The organism is Mesorhizobium sp. M0587 (assembly GCF_040320945.1).
Classification (GTDB): Bacteria; Pseudomonadota; Alphaproteobacteria; order Rhizobiales; family Rhizobiaceae; genus Mesorhizobium.
Map to the genome: position 1 here is coordinate 250,272 of NZ_JAMYQP010000003.1, position 16,894 is coordinate 267,165.

Annotated in this window: 18 protein-coding genes; 8 read left to right on the top strand and 10 right to left on the bottom strand. The window is 63.7% G+C overall.

Annotated elements, in window-relative coordinates; translation table 11 throughout:
* Position 1: 1 nt before the first annotated feature.
* Complete coding sequence (locus tag NKI49_RS04490) at positions 2 to 2,281, top strand: NADP-dependent malic enzyme (protein WP_352605343.1); 2,280 nt, start codon at positions 2 to 4, stop codon at positions 2,279 to 2,281.
* A gap of 30 nt (positions 2,282 to 2,311) precedes the next feature.
* Here the strand turns inward: NKI49_RS04490 and NKI49_RS04495 are convergent, their stop codons facing one another.
* Together NKI49_RS04495 and NKI49_RS04500 are read right to left on the bottom strand one after the other, a co-directional pair.
* Positions 2,312 to 3,022, bottom strand: a complete 711-nt coding sequence (locus NKI49_RS04495; protein WP_352605345.1) for an antitoxin Xre/MbcA/ParS-like domain-containing protein — start codon at positions 3,020 to 3,022, stop codon at positions 2,312 to 2,314.
* 273 nt (positions 3,023 to 3,295) lie between these two features.
* The gene (locus NKI49_RS04500) at positions 3,296 to 4,288 is read right to left on the bottom strand and encodes an adenosine kinase (RefSeq protein ID WP_352605347.1); all 993 of its coding nucleotides are present in this window, start codon (positions 4,286 to 4,288) and stop codon (positions 3,296 to 3,298) included.
* A gap of 232 nt (positions 4,289 to 4,520) precedes the next feature.
* Here NKI49_RS04500 and NKI49_RS04505 point away from each other — a divergent pair, with 232 nt between their 5' ends.
* On the top strand, positions 4,521 to 5,423 hold the full coding sequence (locus NKI49_RS04505) for an EamA family transporter (protein ID WP_352605349.1): 903 nt from the start codon (positions 4,521 to 4,523) through the stop codon (positions 5,421 to 5,423).
* A gap of 177 nt (positions 5,424 to 5,600) precedes the next feature.
* A complete protein-coding gene (locus NKI49_RS04510) occupies positions 5,601 to 6,317 on the top strand; it encodes a sulfate transporter family protein (RefSeq protein WP_352605351.1) in 717 nt (238 codons plus the stop codon).
* Here NKI49_RS04510 and NKI49_RS04515 read toward each other — a convergent pair.
* The 5 genes from NKI49_RS04515 to NKI49_RS04535 all read right to left on the bottom strand — a co-directional run bounded on the left by NKI49_RS04515 (position 6,314) and on the right by NKI49_RS04535 (position 10,168).
* Positions 6,314 to 7,312: a proline racemase family protein gene (locus tag NKI49_RS04515; protein ID WP_352605354.1), complete on the bottom strand. Its 999-nt coding sequence runs from the start codon at positions 7,310 to 7,312 to the stop codon at positions 6,314 to 6,316. The genes NKI49_RS04510 and NKI49_RS04515 overlap by 4 nt on opposite strands.
* A 13-nt stretch (positions 7,313 to 7,325) precedes the next feature.
* Positions 7,326 to 8,129: an isocitrate lyase/PEP mutase family protein gene (locus NKI49_RS04520; protein WP_352605357.1), complete on the bottom strand. Its 804-nt coding sequence runs from the start codon at positions 8,127 to 8,129 to the stop codon at positions 7,326 to 7,328.
* 189 nt (positions 8,130 to 8,318) lie between these two features.
* Entirely contained in the window at positions 8,319 to 8,984 is a 666-nt protein-coding gene (locus NKI49_RS04525; RefSeq protein ID WP_352605359.1) for an HAD family hydrolase, read from the bottom strand.
* Positions 8,984 to 9,469 carry a dUTP diphosphatase gene (gene dut / locus NKI49_RS04530; protein ID WP_027023720.1) on the bottom strand — a complete coding sequence of 162 codons (486 nt, stop codon included), beginning with the start codon at positions 9,467 to 9,469 and terminating at the stop codon, positions 8,984 to 8,986. Before dut ends, NKI49_RS04525 begins: the two co-directional genes overlap by 1 nt.
* A 228-nt stretch (positions 9,470 to 9,697) precedes the next feature.
* The gene (locus tag NKI49_RS04535) at positions 9,698 to 10,168 is read right to left on the bottom strand and encodes an Lrp/AsnC family transcriptional regulator (protein WP_352605361.1); all 471 of its coding nucleotides are present in this window, start codon (positions 10,166 to 10,168) and stop codon (positions 9,698 to 9,700) included.
* Between the two features lie 116 nt (positions 10,169 to 10,284).
* Between NKI49_RS04535 and NKI49_RS04540 the strand changes: the two genes are divergently transcribed.
* Positions 10,285 to 10,533, top strand: coding sequence for a DUF6356 family protein (locus NKI49_RS04540; protein WP_027023718.1), 249 nt, complete (start codon positions 10,285 to 10,287; stop codon positions 10,531 to 10,533).
* 15 nt (positions 10,534 to 10,548) lie between these two features.
* Positions 10,549 to 11,349 (top strand): class II glutamine amidotransferase, encoded by an 801-nt coding sequence (locus tag NKI49_RS04545; protein WP_352605364.1) that lies wholly within the window; start codon positions 10,549 to 10,551, stop codon positions 11,347 to 11,349.
* Positions 11,350 to 11,401: 52 nt separating this feature from the next.
* Here the strand turns inward: NKI49_RS04545 and NKI49_RS04550 are convergent, their stop codons facing one another.
* The gene (locus NKI49_RS04550; protein ID WP_352605367.1) at positions 11,402 to 12,352 is read right to left on the bottom strand and encodes a hypothetical protein; all 951 of its coding nucleotides are present in this window, start codon (positions 12,350 to 12,352) and stop codon (positions 11,402 to 11,404) included.
* Between the two features lie 325 nt (positions 12,353 to 12,677).
* Here NKI49_RS04550 and NKI49_RS04555 point away from each other — a divergent pair, with 325 nt between their 5' ends.
* On the top strand, positions 12,678 to 12,920 hold the full coding sequence (locus tag NKI49_RS04555) for a hypothetical protein (RefSeq protein ID WP_352605369.1): 243 nt from the start codon (positions 12,678 to 12,680) through the stop codon (positions 12,918 to 12,920).
* 123 nt (positions 12,921 to 13,043) lie between these two features.
* On the top strand, positions 13,044 to 13,268 hold the full coding sequence (locus tag NKI49_RS04560) for a hypothetical protein (RefSeq protein WP_352605371.1): 225 nt from the start codon (positions 13,044 to 13,046) through the stop codon (positions 13,266 to 13,268).
* Between the two features lie 70 nt (positions 13,269 to 13,338).
* Here the strand turns inward: NKI49_RS04560 and NKI49_RS04565 are convergent, their stop codons facing one another.
* Positions 13,339 to 14,412, bottom strand: a complete 1,074-nt coding sequence (locus NKI49_RS04565) for an NAD(P)/FAD-dependent oxidoreductase (RefSeq protein WP_352605374.1) — start codon at positions 14,410 to 14,412, stop codon at positions 13,339 to 13,341.
* 142 nt (positions 14,413 to 14,554) lie between these two features.
* Between NKI49_RS04565 and NKI49_RS04570 the strand changes: the two genes are divergently transcribed.
* Complete coding sequence (locus NKI49_RS04570) at positions 14,555 to 16,147, top strand: peptide chain release factor 3 (protein ID WP_352605377.1); 1,593 nt, start codon at positions 14,555 to 14,557, stop codon at positions 16,145 to 16,147.
* 157 nt (positions 16,148 to 16,304) lie between these two features.
* Here the strand turns inward: NKI49_RS04570 and NKI49_RS04575 are convergent, their stop codons facing one another.
* The gene (locus NKI49_RS04575; protein WP_352605379.1) at positions 16,305 to 16,775 is read right to left on the bottom strand and encodes a VOC family protein; all 471 of its coding nucleotides are present in this window, start codon (positions 16,773 to 16,775) and stop codon (positions 16,305 to 16,307) included.
* Between the last annotated feature and the right edge of the window lie 119 nt (positions 16,776 to 16,894).

A 16,894-nucleotide genomic window follows, 5' to 3' on the forward strand; every position in this document is an offset into this window, starting at 1 on the left:
CATGGCCAGGAAAACCGAGAACAGCGGTCCGTCAGTCAGCGCACAGGAAGCATTCGAATTCCACGCCATGGGTCGGCCCGGCAAGCTGGAGATCGTCGCCACCAAGCCGATGGCGACGCAGCGCGATTTGAGCCTTGCCTATTCGCCTGGTGTAGCGGTTCCTGTTCTGGCCATCGCCGAGGACCCCAGCCGCGCCTTCGACTACACGACGCGCGGCAATATGGTTGCCGTCATCTCCAACGGCACCGCCATCCTTGGCCTCGGCAATCTCGGCGCGCTGGCCTCCAAGCCGGTGATGGAAGGCAAGGCGGTGCTGTTCAAGCGCTTCGCCGACGTCGATTCCATCGACCTCGAGGTCGACACCGAGGACGCCGACGAGTTCATCAACTGCGTGCGCTTCCTCGGGCCGTCTTTCGGCGGCATAAACCTGGAGGACATCAAGGCGCCGGAGTGCTTCATCATCGAGCAGCGGCTGCGCGAATTGATGGACATCCCGGTCTTCCATGACGACCAGCATGGCACCGCCATCATCTCCTCCGCCGGCCTGATCAATGCGCTGGAGATCACCGGCCGCGACATGAAGACTACGAAAATGGTCTGCAACGGCGCCGGCGCGGCCGGCATCGCCTGTATCGAACTGATGGAGGCCATGGGCTTTGCGCCGGAAAACATCATCCTGTGCGACACCAAAGGCGTGGTCTTCCAGGGCCGCACCGAAGGCATGAACCAGTGGAAGTCGGCACATGCGGTCAAGACCGAGGCGCGTTCGCTGGCCGAGGCGCTCGACGGCGCCGATGTCTTCCTCGGCCTCTCGGCAAAAGGCACGCTGACCACCGCCATGGTGCGGTCGATGGCCAAGAACCCGATCATCTTCGCCATGGCCAATCCCGACCCGGAAATCACGCCGGAGGAAGTGGCCGAAATCCGCACCGATGCCATCATGGCGACCGGGCGTTCGGACTATCCGAACCAGGTCAACAACGTGCTTGGCTTCCCCTACATCTTCCGCGGCGCGCTGGACGTGCGCGCCACCACCATCAATGACGACATGAAGATCGCGGCGGCCCGTGCGCTGGCGGCATTGGCGCGCCAGGACGTGCCCGACGACGTCGCCGCAGCCTACCAGGGCAACCGGCCGAAATTCGGCCCCAACTACATCATTCCGGTGCCGTTCGATCCCCGCCTCATCTCGGCCATCCCGATCGCCGTCGCCAAGGCGGCGATGGACTCGGGCGTCGCCCGCAAGCCGATCCTCGATCTCGACCGCTACGCGCAGGAGCTGTCCGCCCGCCGCGACCCGATCGCCTCGACCTTGCAGCGCATCTACGATCGCGTGCGCCGCCAGCCCAAGCGCATCGTCTTCGCCGAGGGCGAGGAGGAGCAGGTCATGCGCGCCGCCGTCTCCTATGTGAACCAGCGGCTCGGCACCGCCATCCTGCTCGGCCGCGACGACGTCATCAAGGAGAACGCCAGGCACGCCGGCATCGACCTCGACAAACAAGGCCTCGAGATCATCAATGCCAGGCTGTCGCGCCGCAACTCGATCTACACCGACTATCTCTACGAGCGCATGCAGCGCAAAGGCTTCCTGTTCCGCGACTGCCAGCGGCTGATCAACAACGACCGCAACCACTTTGCCGCCTGCATGGTGGCGCTGGGCGATGCCGACGGTGTCGTCACCGGCGTCACCCGCAACTATTCCACCGCGCTCGACGATATCAGGCGCATCATCGACGCCAAGCCTGGCCACCGCGTCATCGGCGTCTCGATCGTGCTTGCGCGGGGCCGAACGGTGCTGGTCGCCGACACCGCCGTGCACGACATGCCGAATGCCGAGCAGATCGCCGATATCGCCGAGGAGGCGGCGGGCTTCGCGCGGCGCATGGGCTATGAGCCGAGGCTTGCCATGCTCGCCTATTCCACCTTCGGCCATCCGCAGGGCGAGCGTTCCGAGCGCATCCAGGAAGCCGTGCGCATCCTCGACAAGCGCCGCGTCGATTTCGAATATGACGGCGAAATGGCCGCCGACGTCGCGCTCAACGCCCGCGCCATGGCGCAATACCCGTTCATGAGGCTGACCGGCCCGGCCAATGTGCTGATCATGCCGGCGTTCCACTCGGCCTCGATCTCGACCAAGATGCTGCAGGAACTCGGCGGCTCGACGGTGATCGGCCCGCTGCTGGTGGGACTGAACAAGCCGGTGCAGATCGTCTCGCTGAATGCCAAGGACAGCGACATCGTCAACATGGCGGCGATCGCGGCCTATACCGCGGGGGCTTGATCAGCGAGCTTCGAACAACCCACGCGGCCTTCACCCCGGCGCGAATACGCGCGCGGCCTCGACAACCTCCTCGACCTGGTCCTGGCGGAGCAGGTCGATCGGAATGCGGCCATTGAGCTCAGCAGAAGGACGCGTCAGCCACAGCCACGCCAGCCTCTGATTGCCGATCAGGGACAGCACGCCGCTTATGCCGGCCACAGGCCTGCCGTCGACGAACTGCGCCAGCGGGAAGACATGCTTGCGGCCGCCCTTGCGCAAGGCAACGACGTCGCCCCGCCTTTGCCAGCGGTGCAATGTCGACCGCGCAATGTGCAAATTGTCTTCCAGGTAGGTCGAACCGGCGACTCGTCCCGCCCAGTCCTCGATCAGCATCGATTCGAGATCGTCGGACTGGTTGCGTAGGCTCGGCAGGGCCCGCCCATCGACATCCGTGAGCGATGCCGCCGGCGGGCTTGTCGCGGTGCCGGCCTCGCCGCGCCGCGCGGCTTCCGCCGCCAGCGCGCGCACGAATTTCGAGGCGAGGCCGGGAAGGTCGGCATGGATAGTGTCGATGGCGCGCTGATGCTTCGGCGACAGCAAGGTAACGGCGGACGCTATGCTGCCGGCGATCTTGCCCACCGAGACCATGGTGGGCTTGTTGATGGCCTCGTCATACCGGGCGAGCGCGCGTTCGACGTGCTCCGCGACCATCGCCGCGAAGTCGTCCTGCGTGATACCGGTAGGGATTGGAAATCTGTTCATGCATCTATCTTCTCGGCCGCACTCCTCCCCGACTGCGGCCGCTGTTCAAGGGCTATGGTGGAAGAGGAAATCGTACTGGCAACAGATGCAGCGACCCGACAAGATGCTGTCTTGCATTTCTACATCCCAACTGACTGAGGGCGCCCCGAAATGTCAGTCGCGGAGCGCCTCGATTTGCGTGTAGGTGCGATGTGTGACAACTGCGCGACGGGGGCGGGACGTCGACGCTGCCGATCTCCCCCCTCGTGGGGGAGATCGGCGGCTCGACGATCGCTACAGCAATCCCGCCTGTTCGGCCTCGCGGCGCAAGTTTTGCCGGGGCCTTGGTCCGATCTGCTGGATCACCAGTCCGGCCGCCAGTGAGCCAAGATCGCCGCAGGTCTGGAGGTCGCGGCCTTGCGTGTAGCCGTGCAGGAAGCCGGCGGCATAGAGATCGCCGGCGCCGGTCGTGTCGACCAGTTCCTTGATCGCGGTCGCCTTGATGACCACCGTCTCGTCGCCGCGCACGATGACCGAGCCCTTTTCAGACCGCGTCACGGCGGCGATACGGCAATCCTTGCGGATCTGCGCCAGCGCCTCCTCGAAGGACGATGTCTGGTAGAGCGATTTGATCTCGTGGCTGTTGGCGAAGACGATGTCGACCGTGCCTGAACGCATCAGATCGAGGAACTCATCGCGATAACGGTCGACGCAGAACGAATCCGACAGTGTCATCGACACTTCGCGGCCCGCTGCGTGCGCCAGCTTGGCTGTCTGCCGGATCGCTTCCTTGGCGCGGGGCGGGTCCCACAGATAGCCCTCGAAATAGGTGACCTTGGCGCCGGAAGCCTTGTCGGCCTCGACGTCCTCCGGGCCGAGCTCGACGCAGGCGCCGAGATAGGTGTTCATCGAGCGCTCGCCGTCGGGGGTGACGAAGATCATCGAGCGTGCCGTCGGCGGCTCGCCCTTGAGCGGCCTGGTGTCGAAGGCGACGCCTTGCGCATGAATGTCGTGGGCGTAGATCTCGCCGAGCGCATCGTCGGAGACCTTGCCGAAGAAGGCGGCGCGGCCGCCAAAGCTGGCGACGCCGGCCGCCGTGTTGCCGGCGCTGCCGCCAGACGCTTCGATCGCCGGGCCCATGCGGCTGTAGAGCAGTTCGGCGCGATGGGTATCGATGAGGTTCATCGCACCCTTGATGATACCGTTGGTCTCGAGGAATTCCTCGTCGCACTGGGCAATGATGTCGACAATGGCATTGCCGATGCAAAGCACGTCATAATCCGGCATCGAAGTCTCCGCCAAAACCCAGCCGGCTTCTTGCCACGCCGGCCGGGCGCGGGTCTAGCGATTCGCAACGGCTTTGCCTAGACGCGGCGCGCAACTTTGGCGAATCACGCCAGAACAGGTCGAAATCCTGATCGTCGCCAGGCACGGCGACAATTCGACCGTGGCCGAAGCATTTCGCCGCGGCGTCGCCTACAACACGGTTGTTCGATCCCGGCCCGAAGTGAGCCAGCCCATGCGCGCAAGAAACGATTTGACCACAGATTTGGCGCTGCTCGCCCTGCTGGCGGTGCTGTGGGGCGCCTCCTACACTTTCATCAAAATCGGAGTCGAGACGATCCCGCCGGTCACGTTTATTGCCGCTCGCACCTTGATCGCCGGCGGCATCCTGTTTGCAATCATCCGCTGGCGCGGGCTCGCCATGCCGGGCGATGCGGCAAGCTGGCGCCGTTTCGCCTTCCAGGCATGCCTCAACAGCGTCGTGCCGTTCACCTTGATCGCGGCGGCCGAGCGCTCGGTCGATGCCGGCCTCGCCACCATCCTGAACGCGACCTCGCCGATCTTCACCTTCCTGCTCACGGCGCTGATCACCCGCCACGAGCCGGTCACGACGCGCAAACTGCTTGGTGTCGGCGCCGGCATTGCCGGCATCTGCCTCATCATCGGCACCCAGGCGCTGGATGGTCTCGGCCACCAGCTCTGGGCGCAGCTTGCCATCGTCGCGGCAACGGTCTGCTATGCAGGCGCCGCGATCTTCGGTCGTGGCTTCAAGGGCCTCGACCCGATGCTGCCGGCCGCCGGGTCGATGCTCTGCGGCGCAATCATGCTCGTGCCGCTCAGCCTTGTGTTCGACCAGCCGTGGACGCAGATGCCATCGACCGCGTCGATCCTGGCCCTGCTCGCCCTGTCGGTCTTTTCGACCGCGCTGGCCTTCGTCATCTATTTCCGCCTCATCCAGACGCTGGGTTCGGTCGGCACGACGTCGCAGGCTTATCTGCGCGTGCCGATCGGCGTCGGCATCGGCGCCCTCTTCCTCGGCGAAAGCCTGGGTTCGACGGCATGGCTGGGAATGGGTTTTATCGTTGCTGGCGTCGCTGCCATGACCATCCCGGTTCGAATGCCGGCGCTCGCTCGATAGCCAAGGCAATCGCTTCAGACCAATGACAGTTTCCGACTTGGGGCGGAGACCGACAATTGTCGAAGTCAGCGGCAGGCAGGGCGGCGCCAGCGTTCGGAAATAGCAATCCGTGCTTGTGACGGGCAAGCGGGTCTCTTATTTGCGGGACGGTCTAATCGATCTGAGGTTGGAAGCATCGTGATCTCCAGCGCCGCCCGCGCCGCCGCCAGCCAGTTGTTCTCACCTGAGTTCCGTCCGGTGTTCACCAAGACGCTGGGCCTGACCTTGCTGGCGCTGGTGGCCTTGTGGTTCGGTTTGGCCAGCCTTGTCGAGTGGTTGGCCCTGCCGTGGCTCCACACGTTGTTGCCTGGCATGCCGTCCTGGGCAGGCTGGCTGGGCGGCATCATTGCCGCCATCGCGCTTGCCTTCGGCATGGCGCTTTTGATCGCGCCGGTGACCGCGATCGTCGCCGGCCTTTTCCTCGACGATGTCGCCGAAGTGGTCGAGCGTACCGATTATCCCGACGAGCCGATCGGGCGCGCCATGCCGGCGCTGCGGTCGCTGGTGCTGTCGATGAGATTCCTCGGCGTCGTCATTCTCGGCAACATCGTCGCATTGCTGCTTCTCCTGGTGCCGGGCATCAACATCGCCGCTTTCTTCATCGTCAACGGGTATCTGCTCGGGCGCGAGTTCTTCGAATTCGCCGCAATGCGCTTTCGCCCGGAGGAAGAAGCCAGGAGCCTGCGCAGGCATTATGCCGGCACGGTGTTTCTTGCCGGGCTGGTGATATCAGCCTTCCTTGCCGTGCCGCTGCTCAACCTGGTGACGCCGCTCTTCGCCGCGGCCATGATGGTTCACCTGCACAAGGCGATTTCGGCGCGGGAAGCGGCCAGATCCGGATATAGGCGCGCTTAACGCAAGAGGAACCCGCGTCCGAGCTCGTCATCGGCTTCGACGATGAATTCCGCTCGCCCGGAATAGTAGGCGCGGCCGCCGACGCGGGCGATGATTGCCTCGTGCGGGCCGGCTTTGGCCGGCCTCGCCACGGCTCCGGAAAAACGCGAGCCGGCGATGCTCTCGAATGTGCGCGTCTGCCCGATGCCGATCTCGCCCTTGGCGTGCATGGCCGCAAGCCGGGCGGTGACGCCCGAGCCGGTCGGCGAACGGTCGACTTCGGCTTCGGCGAAGACGCAGATATTCTTCGTTACCCCGCCCGAAAACGCGTCGAGGCCGTCGGTCAGGATGGTGCCGTAGAGAAAGGCGAGATCGGCATGGTCGGGATGCCACAGCGGAAATTCCTTCTTCAGCTTTCCAGTCAGCGATGTTGCGGCATCGACGAAATCGCGCACCCGGTCGCGACCGAATTCGAGGCCGAATTGGTGGCAATCGGCCAGCGCGTAGAAGGCGCCGCCATAGGCGACGTCGAAGCCGATCGTGCCATGGCCTGGCAGTTCGATGTGCTGGTCGCCGGCGAACAGGAATGCCGGCACGCTTTCGAACGACACCGCGCCGGCCTTGCCGTCCCTGATCTCGACCGAGGCGATGACCAAACCGCACGGCGCCTCGATGTTGACCGTCGTCACCGGCTCCCGCTTCGCCACCAGCCCTTCATCGACGGCGTAGCGGCCGAGCGCGACGATGGCATGGCCGCACATGGTCGAATAGCCCTCATTGTGCATGAACAGCACGGCGAGATCGGCTCCGGGCAGGTCCGGTTCGACCAGCAAGGCGCCGTACATGTCGTAGTGGCCGCGCGGCTCGAACATCAGGATCTTTCTGAGATGATCGAGATGGTCGCGCACATAGGCGCGCTTTTCCAGGATGGTGCCTTTCGGGATATCGGGATAGCCGCCGGTGACGATCCTGAGCGGCTCGCCACCCGTATGCATGTCGACGACGGCAAGTGTCATGCAACAGGCCCCATCAAGCCGAAGGTTCGGCGAACAGCGCCTGCAATTTGCCGAACGGCATGGCGGCGCGGGTGAAGCCGAACGTACCGTCCTGCTGGATCTCGCGCGCTGCCGTTTCCAGCATGCCGTAGGCGAAATTGGTCAGCCATGGCCCGAGCGAGATGCGTTTCACGCCGGCCATGGCGAGGTCGGCGACGGTGAAGCCAGGTCTCGCCATGACGTTCACCGGCTTGGTGACCGCCGCGCAGATCGTGCGGACCATTTCGACGTCGCCGATGCCTGGCGCATAGAGCACGTCGGCGCCGGCCTTCTCGAAGGCCTGCAATCGCTTGATGGTGTCGTCGAGGTCGGACTTGCCCCACAGGAAATTCTCGGCTCGCGCGGTGAAGACGAAATCCCGCTTCAATGCGCGGGCCGCCTCCACCGCCGCCGCGACGCGTTCGACCGCGTGCGAGAAATCGTAGATCGGGTTTTCCGGATCGCCGGTGTGGTCCTCGATAGAGCAGCCGGCAAGGCCGGCGGCCTCAGCCGCGAAGATGGTCTCGGCGGCCTGCTCGGCGCTGTCGCCCTTGCCCTTTTCGAGATCGGCCGAGACCGGCAGGCTGGTCGCTGCCGTCACCTCGCGGCAATGGTGGATCATCGCGTCGAAGGTTACCGCCCCGTCCGGCAGGCCGCGCGAAAAGGCAAAGCCGGCGCTGGTCGTCGCCAGCGCCTTGAAGCCGAAGGAACCAAGCAGTTTCGTCGTGCCGATATCCCAGGGGTTGGGCATGACGAAGCTCGATGCATGCAGGTCACGAAAGATCTTGCCCTTGTCCATGAGAATTCCCCCATAGTGTGCGGTTGGCGGAGTGGATTTTAGCTTGCTGTCCTTGCCCGGGCAAACGAATGCCGTTGGCTCAGAAGCGTTTGGCGTTCTCTGCTGACAAACGCTCATGCGTGGCCTCGAGTTGCCGGTGCCAAGCTAGCACGGACAATCAGGCCCTACAGCCATGGGCTGAAGATCAGATCAGTGGATCGGCACCAGTCCGGCGAGTTCACGCATGTCGTCGAACAGGATGCCGCCGGCCTGGATCAGGCCGTCACGGTCGGAATGGGGATCGCCATGATAGGAAAACACCCGCATGCCGGCGGCGATGCCTGCCTGCGTGCCGGCGACGCTGTCCTCAATGACGATGCAGTCGGCTGGCGCGAAGCCCATCGTCTTTGCCGCATGCAGAAACAGGTCGGGAAACGGCTTGCCGCGGGCGACCATCGTCGAACTGAACATCGCATGATCGAACAGCGGCAACAGCCCGGTCTGGCCAAGTGTGATGTGCATCTTCGACACCCTGGCCGAAGTAGCGACGCAATAGGCGATGCCGGCCGCGCGGACGGCCTCGATGAACTCACGGACGTAGGGAATGGCCTCGACCCCGTGCGCGAACAGGTCCGGCAGGCCGGCATTCCAGCGCTCGACGAAATCGGCCCCGAGCCTGACCTCGGTCTCTTCTTCGATCTCTTTCTGCACCGACGCCATGCTGCGGCCGGAAAAATTCTTGCGGCAATGTTCGAAGCTGGTCGCATAGCCTGCGGCCGTCAGCCATTCGGCGAGGCGCCGATTGGCAAGGTTCTCGGTGTCGACCAGAATCCCGTCGCAGTCGAAGATCACGAGTTTCGGCAGGGGGCCTTGCATCAGGCGGTGCCGGTCGATCCGAACCCGCCAGCGCCCCGTGTCGTGCTCCCGGCCAGCGAATGCTCCTCGATCGCCACTTGCGTCACCGCTGCGAAAACGATCTGCGCGATGCGCATGCCGCGCGTCACGGCAAAGTCTTCGTCGCCGAGGTTGATCAACAGCACCTTGACCTCGCCGCGATAGTCGCTGTCGACGGTGCCGGGCGTGTTGAGGCAGGTCAGCCCGTGTTTGAAGGCGAGGCCCGAGCGCGGCCGGACCTGGCCTTCCATGCCTTCCGGAATTTCCAGGATCAGCCCGGTTGGCACCAGGGCGCGTTTGCCCGGCAGGATCAGCAGCGGCCTGTCGTCGGGCACCGCGGCACGCAGATCCATGCCGGCGGCGCCGGTGCTTTCATAGGCGGGGAGGGGAAGTCCTTCACCATGCGGCAACCTGACGATGCCGACAGTCGGACCGATGACGGAGGGAGTTTGAAGGGCTGCGCGCATAAAATCGATCCTATCGGCGCGAACGGCGATTCGGTCAACTCGACTACACCGCTATCAACGGCTTTCTTTCGGGCGTTACTATGGCTTAGTTTCTCGGTGCAGAAGTTTTGGTGGGTTTGGTTGCGCTGACGGATCGGCGACTGGCGAGAAGACCCATCGCTTCATCACCCTCGGGTCTTGGTGGCGGAGCTTCGCTCCTGCGTTCGGCCAATCTCGAATGCGCCGCCGTTAGCGCAGTTCCATCGGAACGACCGTCGTCTCCTTGATCTCCTCCATCACGAAGGAGGCGGAAACATCCGACAGCGGCACCTTGGCGATCAGCCGCTGATAAAGCCGGTCGTAGGCCTTCACGTCGGCGACGCGGGCACGCAGCACATAGTCGAGATCGCCGGACATGCGGTAGACTCCGATGATCTCTGGAAGACCGGTGACCGCCGCGCGGAACTTCTGCAACCAGTCGGGATCGTGATTGGACGTACGGACCAGAATGAATACCGAAAGGCCAAGCCCGAGCTTGTCTGCGTCGACCAGCGCCACCCGCCCGGTGATGACGCCATCCTCTTCAAGCCGCTTGACGCGGCGCCAGCATGCGTTGCGCGACAATGCCACCCGTTCCGACAACTGGTCGACCGACAACGTGCCGTCGCGCTGCAACTCGGTGAGCAATTTTCGGTCGATTTCGTCGATTTCCAACGTCATGTGGGATGTTTGTCCCACGGACTGGCCAAACGCAAGGACATTTTGAGACCAATGAACCGACGAAGCATGTCAGGATACTCATATCAGGAACTTCAAAGCGCTGAAGGGGAACCAGCATGTCGGTCGCAAGGATTTTTACCTCTCATCCGGCCAAGGTCGGCGAAACCTATTTCGGCCATATGGCCTTTGCCGCTTGGTTCTCATCGCGGTTGCTGATGGCGGCTTGTGCAGCGCTCGTTCACGCTTTCTTGCCATTTCTGTTTGAGACTACCGCCAGCCGAATCGTTCGCGAACTTTACGAGCGGACTCACAACAGAGGCACACACGCGATCAAGGAGCCTGCGGCTCTTATGGATCGCGCCTAGAGGACGACAGAAGCGATGTGCCGATGGGCGGCCTATCTCGGTGAAGCGGTCTTTCTCGAAGACATCCTCACCGCACCCTGTCACTCGCTGATCGCCCAGAGCCATTGCGCCCAGGAGGCGAAGTCGCCGACCAATGGCGACGGTTTTGGCCTCGCCTGGTATGGCGACCGACCGCAGCCCGGCCTCTACCGCGACATCCTGCCGGCGTGGTCCGATCCCAATCTGAAAAGCCTGTGCCGGCAGATCAAATCCGGCCTGTTCCTCGCTCATGTGCGTGCGTCGACCGGCGGCGCTACCAGCCGCATGAACTGCCATCCCTTCGTGTCCGGCAACTGGTCTTTCATGCATAACGGCCAGATCGGCGGCTTCGAGAAGATCCGCCGCGCGCTGGAGAATTCGCTGTCCGATGCCATCTTCGACCAGCGCGAAGGCACCACCGATTCCGAATTGTTTTTTCTCCTGATGATCGACGAAGGCCTGCCGGATGACCCGCAAGGTGCTGTCTCCCGCGCCACCAGCCGGGTAATCGAGGCGTCGCGCCGCGCCGGTCTCGATCCGGCGCTGAAGCTCACCGCCGCCTTCTCGGACGGACAGGCGCTGCATGCGGTGCGCTATGCCACCGACGCCCACGCGCCGACGCTCTACACCTCCGTCCTGCGCAAGGGCGGCGGCCGCTGCATCGTGTCCGAACCCTTCGATCGCGAGGGCGGCGACTGGCAGGCGATCCCGCCGTCGAGCTTCGTCACGATGGCCCGTGATGGCATTGCCATTCGTCCGTTTGTTCCGGCCGCGGCGAAGCTGGCACTGGCCGTCTAGTCGCAAATGAGGCCAACGTCGCGGGACAGCGTCCTCGGCAGGCTACCACCGTTCAGGGGCTTTGCGGCGCGCTGGAATGCCTCAGCCAATGGCGATCGAAGACATCGAGGATGGCGCGGAACTCGGCCGGCGGGACCTGGTGGATGCCGCCATCGCTGCCCCCAACCAGGAACCGCATGAGCTGTCGGTCGATCTGCTCCGGCTGCTCGATGGTTATGCCGAGCGTTGCCAAATCCTTCGATATCGACTGGTCGGGCAGCAGGTATCCGCCCCACAAGGTGGCGCCGGGCGCCGGATCGCGCAGGCGTACGACGAGGATTCTTGTCAGTGACGGCAGCGCCTCCGGACCCATAACGGCGGTTCCGCACATATAGCCGCCAAGCACGCTTCCCGGCTGCGACTGCGGCAACAGGCTGATGAAGAACTGGGCATCGCCGCCGGCTTCCTTCAGATGCACGTAAAGAGCGCGCTTGGCCGGCGTGACCGGGCCGCCAAGCACCAACTGGCCCGTCGGCAAGGCTTCGCGATAAGTGGCGGTCAGACCATGCAGGCCAGGTCCTGCCTCGATCGACAGGATGCCTTTGATGAACTGGCCGCGATAGTAGGGCGACCAGGCGCGTGAATAGCATGCGTAGGTTCCGGTCAGCGCGAAGGCGAGGCTACGCTCCTCATGGCTGGACGAGGTCTCGAATTGAGTGACGGCGCGGCGTTCGAGCACTGCGCTGTCGATGCCGTGGCGGGCCGCTATGGCGGCGGTGAAGTGCGGCAGGTCGCAGTCGGCGATCCATGCGCCCGGCTGCTCCAGGCGAAGCAGCTTCGCCCAATCGTCATAGACACTGTGCTCGCGTGGCTGGGCGCGGCCCTGCAGCCATTTGTCGGCGCGGCCGAGGTCGAACGCGGTCTTCGGATTGACGGCCCGGAAAGCCGCCGCCAGTTCCTTGCGGGTGACGGTCCCCAGCAACGCCGAAGTCAGCCGCAATTTCTGCGCAATGTGCTGTGCCATACGGCGGCCTCTTGCTGCTCGCTGTCTGCCACAACACGCGGCGACCTATTCTCCCATTGTTACTTTAACATTGGCTAATATTCCAGGAATTCCAGAGAATTCCACGGTATTCCACACGGACTGCCTTTTCGGTTCGCGGGCCGGCGCTAAGCTCGCGGAGGGCAAGGGGCATATCGTCGGCAAAAAACGTGCTGAACGTGGGCTGAGCACGTCCCTTCCTTCGCAGAGCAGTGACACGCTCCAATTCGAGCAACGGCGAAACCAGGCTCAAGGACCCTGGTAGCAACCGAACCGTAATGCCACCTCAACCTGAAGGAACGACCAGATGACCTCAAACGCCTCTTCCAGACTGACGTTCATTGTATTTACCGCGGGTTGTATCGCCTTGGCGCTGCTCTTCCGATACGCCCCGGCGGGTGAATTTCCTTCGAAATATGTCAGGGCCGCACCCGTGGCACTCGCCGCAAAGCCGACGCGCATCGATGTCGACAATGAGGCGCACGCCATACGCTTCTACGTCGATGGCAAGCAGGTCGCCTTGCTCGATCAGTCCGGTTTCAGGCAGTGAGCCACGAAGCAGCGCATGGCCGCGGGGCTGTTTGAGACGACTTGCGTGAGACGAGAACTTGGGCGTGATGCATCGGGGATCCAGAAAATGCGGAGCGCTTTGGAGCCAGAGAGGAAAACCGTCATGAAACTCGTTTTGTCCGCATTGCTGGTGCTGTTTGCCTTGTCGCAGGCAGCGGAGGCGAAGAAGAAAGTTCTGCTGACGCCGGACGATGCCGCCAAGGCGCAGGCAACCCGGCCGCCGCTCGACAACGCATCGACAGGCGGGATTAGGCCGGCTGCGGATGCAAAGGCGCCAGCCACCGACGGGACGCAGTACCCGCCGGCGCTGTATTTCAATTTCCTGTAGGCTGTTGCTCGCCGGCGCCGGATCGATGACCCGCGCGGCCATTGACCGGCGGCTTTCGCCGTCCACGAGGCTATTGAGCGAAGCGCGACAAGCCATAGGGCGCTAAAAGCGGATCGCGCTCGCCGTCGAGGATTTCCCGGGCCGCGAACAGGCCGACGGCCGGCGCCAGCGTGATGCCGGAATGCATCACGGCGACGTAGAGACTGTCCATGCCATCGGCGCGGCCGATGATCGGAAAACCGTCGATTGGCGTCGGCCGATAGCCGACCGTGTGAAAATCCAGTTCCAGCCCCTCGCTGCCGCGCAGCATGGCTCTCATGGCCGCGAACAGTTCGCGGACAGTGACTTGCGGATCCATGCCCGGGTCGGCGCCCCCGAAATCCGAGCCGGCGACGATGCGGCCCTCCGCCGTCTGGCGCATGTGCAGCCGCTCGGCCAGCACCAGCCCGTTGAGCAGCTTTTTGTAAGGTCGCGAGTGGACGATCAAGCCGGGCGGCGTTTCGATCGGTAGGTTGACTCCGACGGTCGCGGCGACATCCGGCGAGCCGGCACCGGCCGCGATCACCACTTCATCGGCGGCAACAACACCGTGCGATGTGTCAACGCCGGTGATACTGCCGCCGGTTTCGACCACAGCCGTGACCGTGCTGAAGATGATGCGTGCGCCATGTCGTTCCGCATCGGCCAGCAGCGCACGAGTGGCAGCCACCGGCTCGGCGACGCCTTCGGCGGCCACATGCAGCGCAAAATCTGGGAGTTCGGTGAGATTGGGCTCGATGCGCGCCGCGTCGTCACGGCCGACGCGGCGGATGCCGTAGCCCCAGGACAAATGCTCTGTGGCATAGGATTCGAGCTTGTCCGCCGGCAGGTCCCAGCACAGGCCACCGCACCAGGAGAGCGGAATGCTGGGCAGTTCTCGCGCCAGCCGTGTCCATTCGCCCATCGCGCGGGTACGCAGCCGGAAATACGGCTCCGGATTGCCCCAGCTTGCATTGATCCAGGCAAAGGAGTTCGGCGTCGCCACCCCGCCGGCGGCACTGTCGGCAATGACCGTCACCCGTGCGCCCGCCCTGGTCAGATGCCACGCAATCGAGGCGCCGATAATGCCGGCACCGATGACGATCACTTCTTTCGCCGTGTTCATGTCGACCCTCGATTGAACTGGGCCTTTTGATGCCATCGCGGCAGGCCCATCTCAAGTCCCAGCAGGTCAATCCGGGCAAATCTGTTCGACAGGCCGGAAAAGCGCTGCTAGAAGCCGGCGCCACAGACAGGATTCCAAAAAATTGGCTGAAGACATCGAACAGGCGGTATCACGCCGCCGTACCTTCGCGATCATCGCGCACCCGGACGCCGGCAAGACGACGCTCACCGAAAAGCTGCTGCTGTTCGGCGGCGCCATCCAGCTTGCCGGCGAGGTCAAGGCCAAGAAGGACCGCATCCAGACCCGATCCGATTGGATGAAGATCGAGCGCGAGCGCGGCATTTCGGTCGTCACCTCGGTGATGACCTTCGAATATGAGGACAATGTCTTCAACCTGCTCGACACGCCCGGCCACGAGGACTTCGCCGACGACACCTACCGCACGCTGTCGGCGGTCGACTCCGCCGTCATGGTCATCGACGCCGCCAAGGGCATCGAGCCGCGCACGCTGAAGCTGTTCGAGGTCTGCCGGCTGCGCGACATCCCGATCATCACCTTCATCAACAAGATGGACCGCGAAAGCCGCGATCCGTTCGAGATACTCGACGAGATCGAGCAGAAGCTGGCGCTCGATACCGCACCCATCACCTGGCCGATCGGCCGTGCCAGGACGTTTTCCGGCACTTATCACCTGGCGCTGAACGCCGTGCGCAAGGGCGACGACGAGAAGGAGCGCACGCCGGTCAACGGTCCCGATTCGAACCGCGTCGCCGGCCTGCTGCCGGAAAATGAACGCGAGGCCTTCATCGAGGAACTCGAACTGGCGCGCGAAGCCTGCCGTCCGCTCGACATCGACGCTTTCCGCGAGGGCCATCTGACGCCGGTCTATTTCGGCTCGGCGCTGCGCAATTATGGCGTGCGCGACTTGATCGAGGCGCTCGGCGCCTTTGGTCCGCCGCCGCGCGCGCAGGAGGCCGACACCCGCAAGGTCGAGGCGACCGAGGAGAAGATGACCTCCTTCGTCTTCAAGATCCAGGCCAATATGGATCCCAACCATCGCGACCGCATCGCCTTCGTGCGTGTCTGCTCGGGCAAGCTCGAGCGCGGCATGAAGGCCAAGCTGGTGCGCACCGGCAAGCCGATGAGCCTGTCGGCGCCGCAGTTCTTCTTTGCCCGCACCCGCGTCACCGCCGACGAAGCCTTTGCCGGCGACGTCGTCGGCATACCCAACCATGGCACGCTGCGCATCGGCGACACGCTGACCGAGGGCGAGGAAATCCTGTTTCGAGGCGTGCCGAATTTCGCCCCGGAAATCCTGCGCCGTGTCCGCCTGGGCGACGCCATGAAGGCCAAGAAGCTCAAGGAAGCGCTGCACCAGATGGCCGAGGAGGGCGTCGTGCAGCTGTTCTCGCCCGAGGACGGCTCGCCCGCCATCGTCGGCGTTGTCGGCGCCCTGCAGCTCGACGTCCTCAAGGAGCGGCTGAACTTCGAATACACGCTGCCCGTCGAATTCGAGATGTCGCGCTTTTCCGTCTGTCGCTGGATATCGGCCGACGACAAGGCGGAGGTCCTCCGCTTCATAGAGGCGCATCGCGGCGACATCGCCCGCGACCTGGACAACGATCCGGTATTCCTCGCCCAGCACGCCTTCTCGCTCAATTACGAAGCCGAACGCTGGAAAGCGATCCGCTTCGCCACGATCAAGGATTACCAGGTCCGCGACAAGGCGGCGTAAGGCCCCGCTTTTTCCTTCTCCCCGTTCACGGGGAGAAGGTGCCCGAAGGGCGGATGAGGGGCAGCGCCGACCTCGAAAATCAACGGGCAATTTGCCCTGCCCTTCGCAGGCTCAGGGCATTTCGAAACGCGAAAAGCCAAGCTGCGCGGGCCGCTTCTTACCCCTTCGCCGCCTCTTCGATCTTCGCGATGTCTATCTTGCCCATCTGCATCATGGCACTCATCACCCGGCCGGCCTTTTCCCGGTCCGGATCCAGCAGCAGCCGTGGCAGCTGTTCCGGCACGACCTGCCAGGAGACACCGAATTTGTCCTTCAGCCAGCTGCACACGCCGGGCTCGCCGCCATCCTCGGTGAGCTTGGTCCAGAAGTAATCGACCTCTTCCTGTGTCTTGCAGTCGATCGACTGCGACATCGCCTCGTTGAACTTGAAGTTCGGGCCGCCATTGAGCGCCTGGAATGGCACGCCGTCGAGCTCGAACGTGGTCAGCAGCACTTTGCCTTCGTCGGCATGGCCCTTGGGCCAGCGCAACACGCTCAGCACCTTCGAATTCTTGAAGATGGAGACGTAGTGGTTCATCGCCTCTTCGGCCTGTCCATCGAACCACAGGCAGGTGGTGATCTTTTGCATGTCGTGCTCCTCGGGCTGGTTTTGTGTAATTCAATCATGAAACGGGCGGCCGGGCGACTGGTGCCGTGATCCATCCGTTGTCCCAAGGACGCAGGGGCCGAACCCAATCCGACAGTGGT

Coding starts and splice junctions, on each gene's coding strand:
- NKI49_RS04575 (WP_352605379.1), bottom strand. CDS start 16,775: ATGCAAAAGATCACCACCTGCCTGTGGTTCGATGGACAGGCCGAAGAG.
- NKI49_RS04545 (WP_352605364.1), top strand. CDS start 10,549: ATGTGCCGATGGGCGGCCTATCTCGGTGAAGCGGTCTTTCTCGAAGAC.
- NKI49_RS04550 (WP_352605367.1), bottom strand. CDS start 12,352: ATGGCACAGCACATTGCGCAGAAATTGCGGCTGACTTCGGCGTTGCTG.
- NKI49_RS04520 (WP_352605357.1), bottom strand. CDS start 8,129: ATGGACAAGGGCAAGATCTTTCGTGACCTGCATGCATCGAGCTTCGTC.
- NKI49_RS04535 (WP_352605361.1), bottom strand. CDS start 10,168: ATGACGTTGGAAATCGACGAAATCGACCGAAAATTGCTCACCGAGTTG.
- NKI49_RS04500 (WP_352605347.1), bottom strand. CDS start 4,288: ATGCCGGATTATGACGTGCTTTGCATCGGCAATGCCATTGTCGACATC.
- NKI49_RS04490 (WP_352605343.1), top strand. CDS start 2: ATGGCCAGGAAAACCGAGAACAGCGGTCCGTCAGTCAGCGCACAGGAA.
- NKI49_RS04505 (WP_352605349.1), top strand. CDS start 4,521: ATGCGCGCAAGAAACGATTTGACCACAGATTTGGCGCTGCTCGCCCTG.
- NKI49_RS04525 (WP_352605359.1), bottom strand. CDS start 8,984: ATGCAAGGCCCCCTGCCGAAACTCGTGATCTTCGACTGCGACGGGATT.
- NKI49_RS04560 (WP_352605371.1), top strand. CDS start 13,044: ATGAAACTCGTTTTGTCCGCATTGCTGGTGCTGTTTGCCTTGTCGCAG.
- NKI49_RS04495 (WP_352605345.1), bottom strand. CDS start 3,022: ATGAACAGATTTCCAATCCCTACCGGTATCACGCAGGACGACTTCGCG.
- dut (WP_027023720.1), bottom strand. CDS start 9,469: ATGCGCGCAGCCCTTCAAACTCCCTCCGTCATCGGTCCGACTGTCGGC.
- NKI49_RS04555 (WP_352605369.1), top strand. CDS start 12,678: ATGACCTCAAACGCCTCTTCCAGACTGACGTTCATTGTATTTACCGCG.
- NKI49_RS04565 (WP_352605374.1), bottom strand. CDS start 14,412: ATGAACACGGCGAAAGAAGTGATCGTCATCGGTGCCGGCATTATCGGC.
- NKI49_RS04540 (WP_027023718.1), top strand. CDS start 10,285: ATGTCGGTCGCAAGGATTTTTACCTCTCATCCGGCCAAGGTCGGCGAA.
- NKI49_RS04515 (WP_352605354.1), bottom strand. CDS start 7,312: ATGACACTTGCCGTCGTCGACATGCATACGGGTGGCGAGCCGCTCAGG.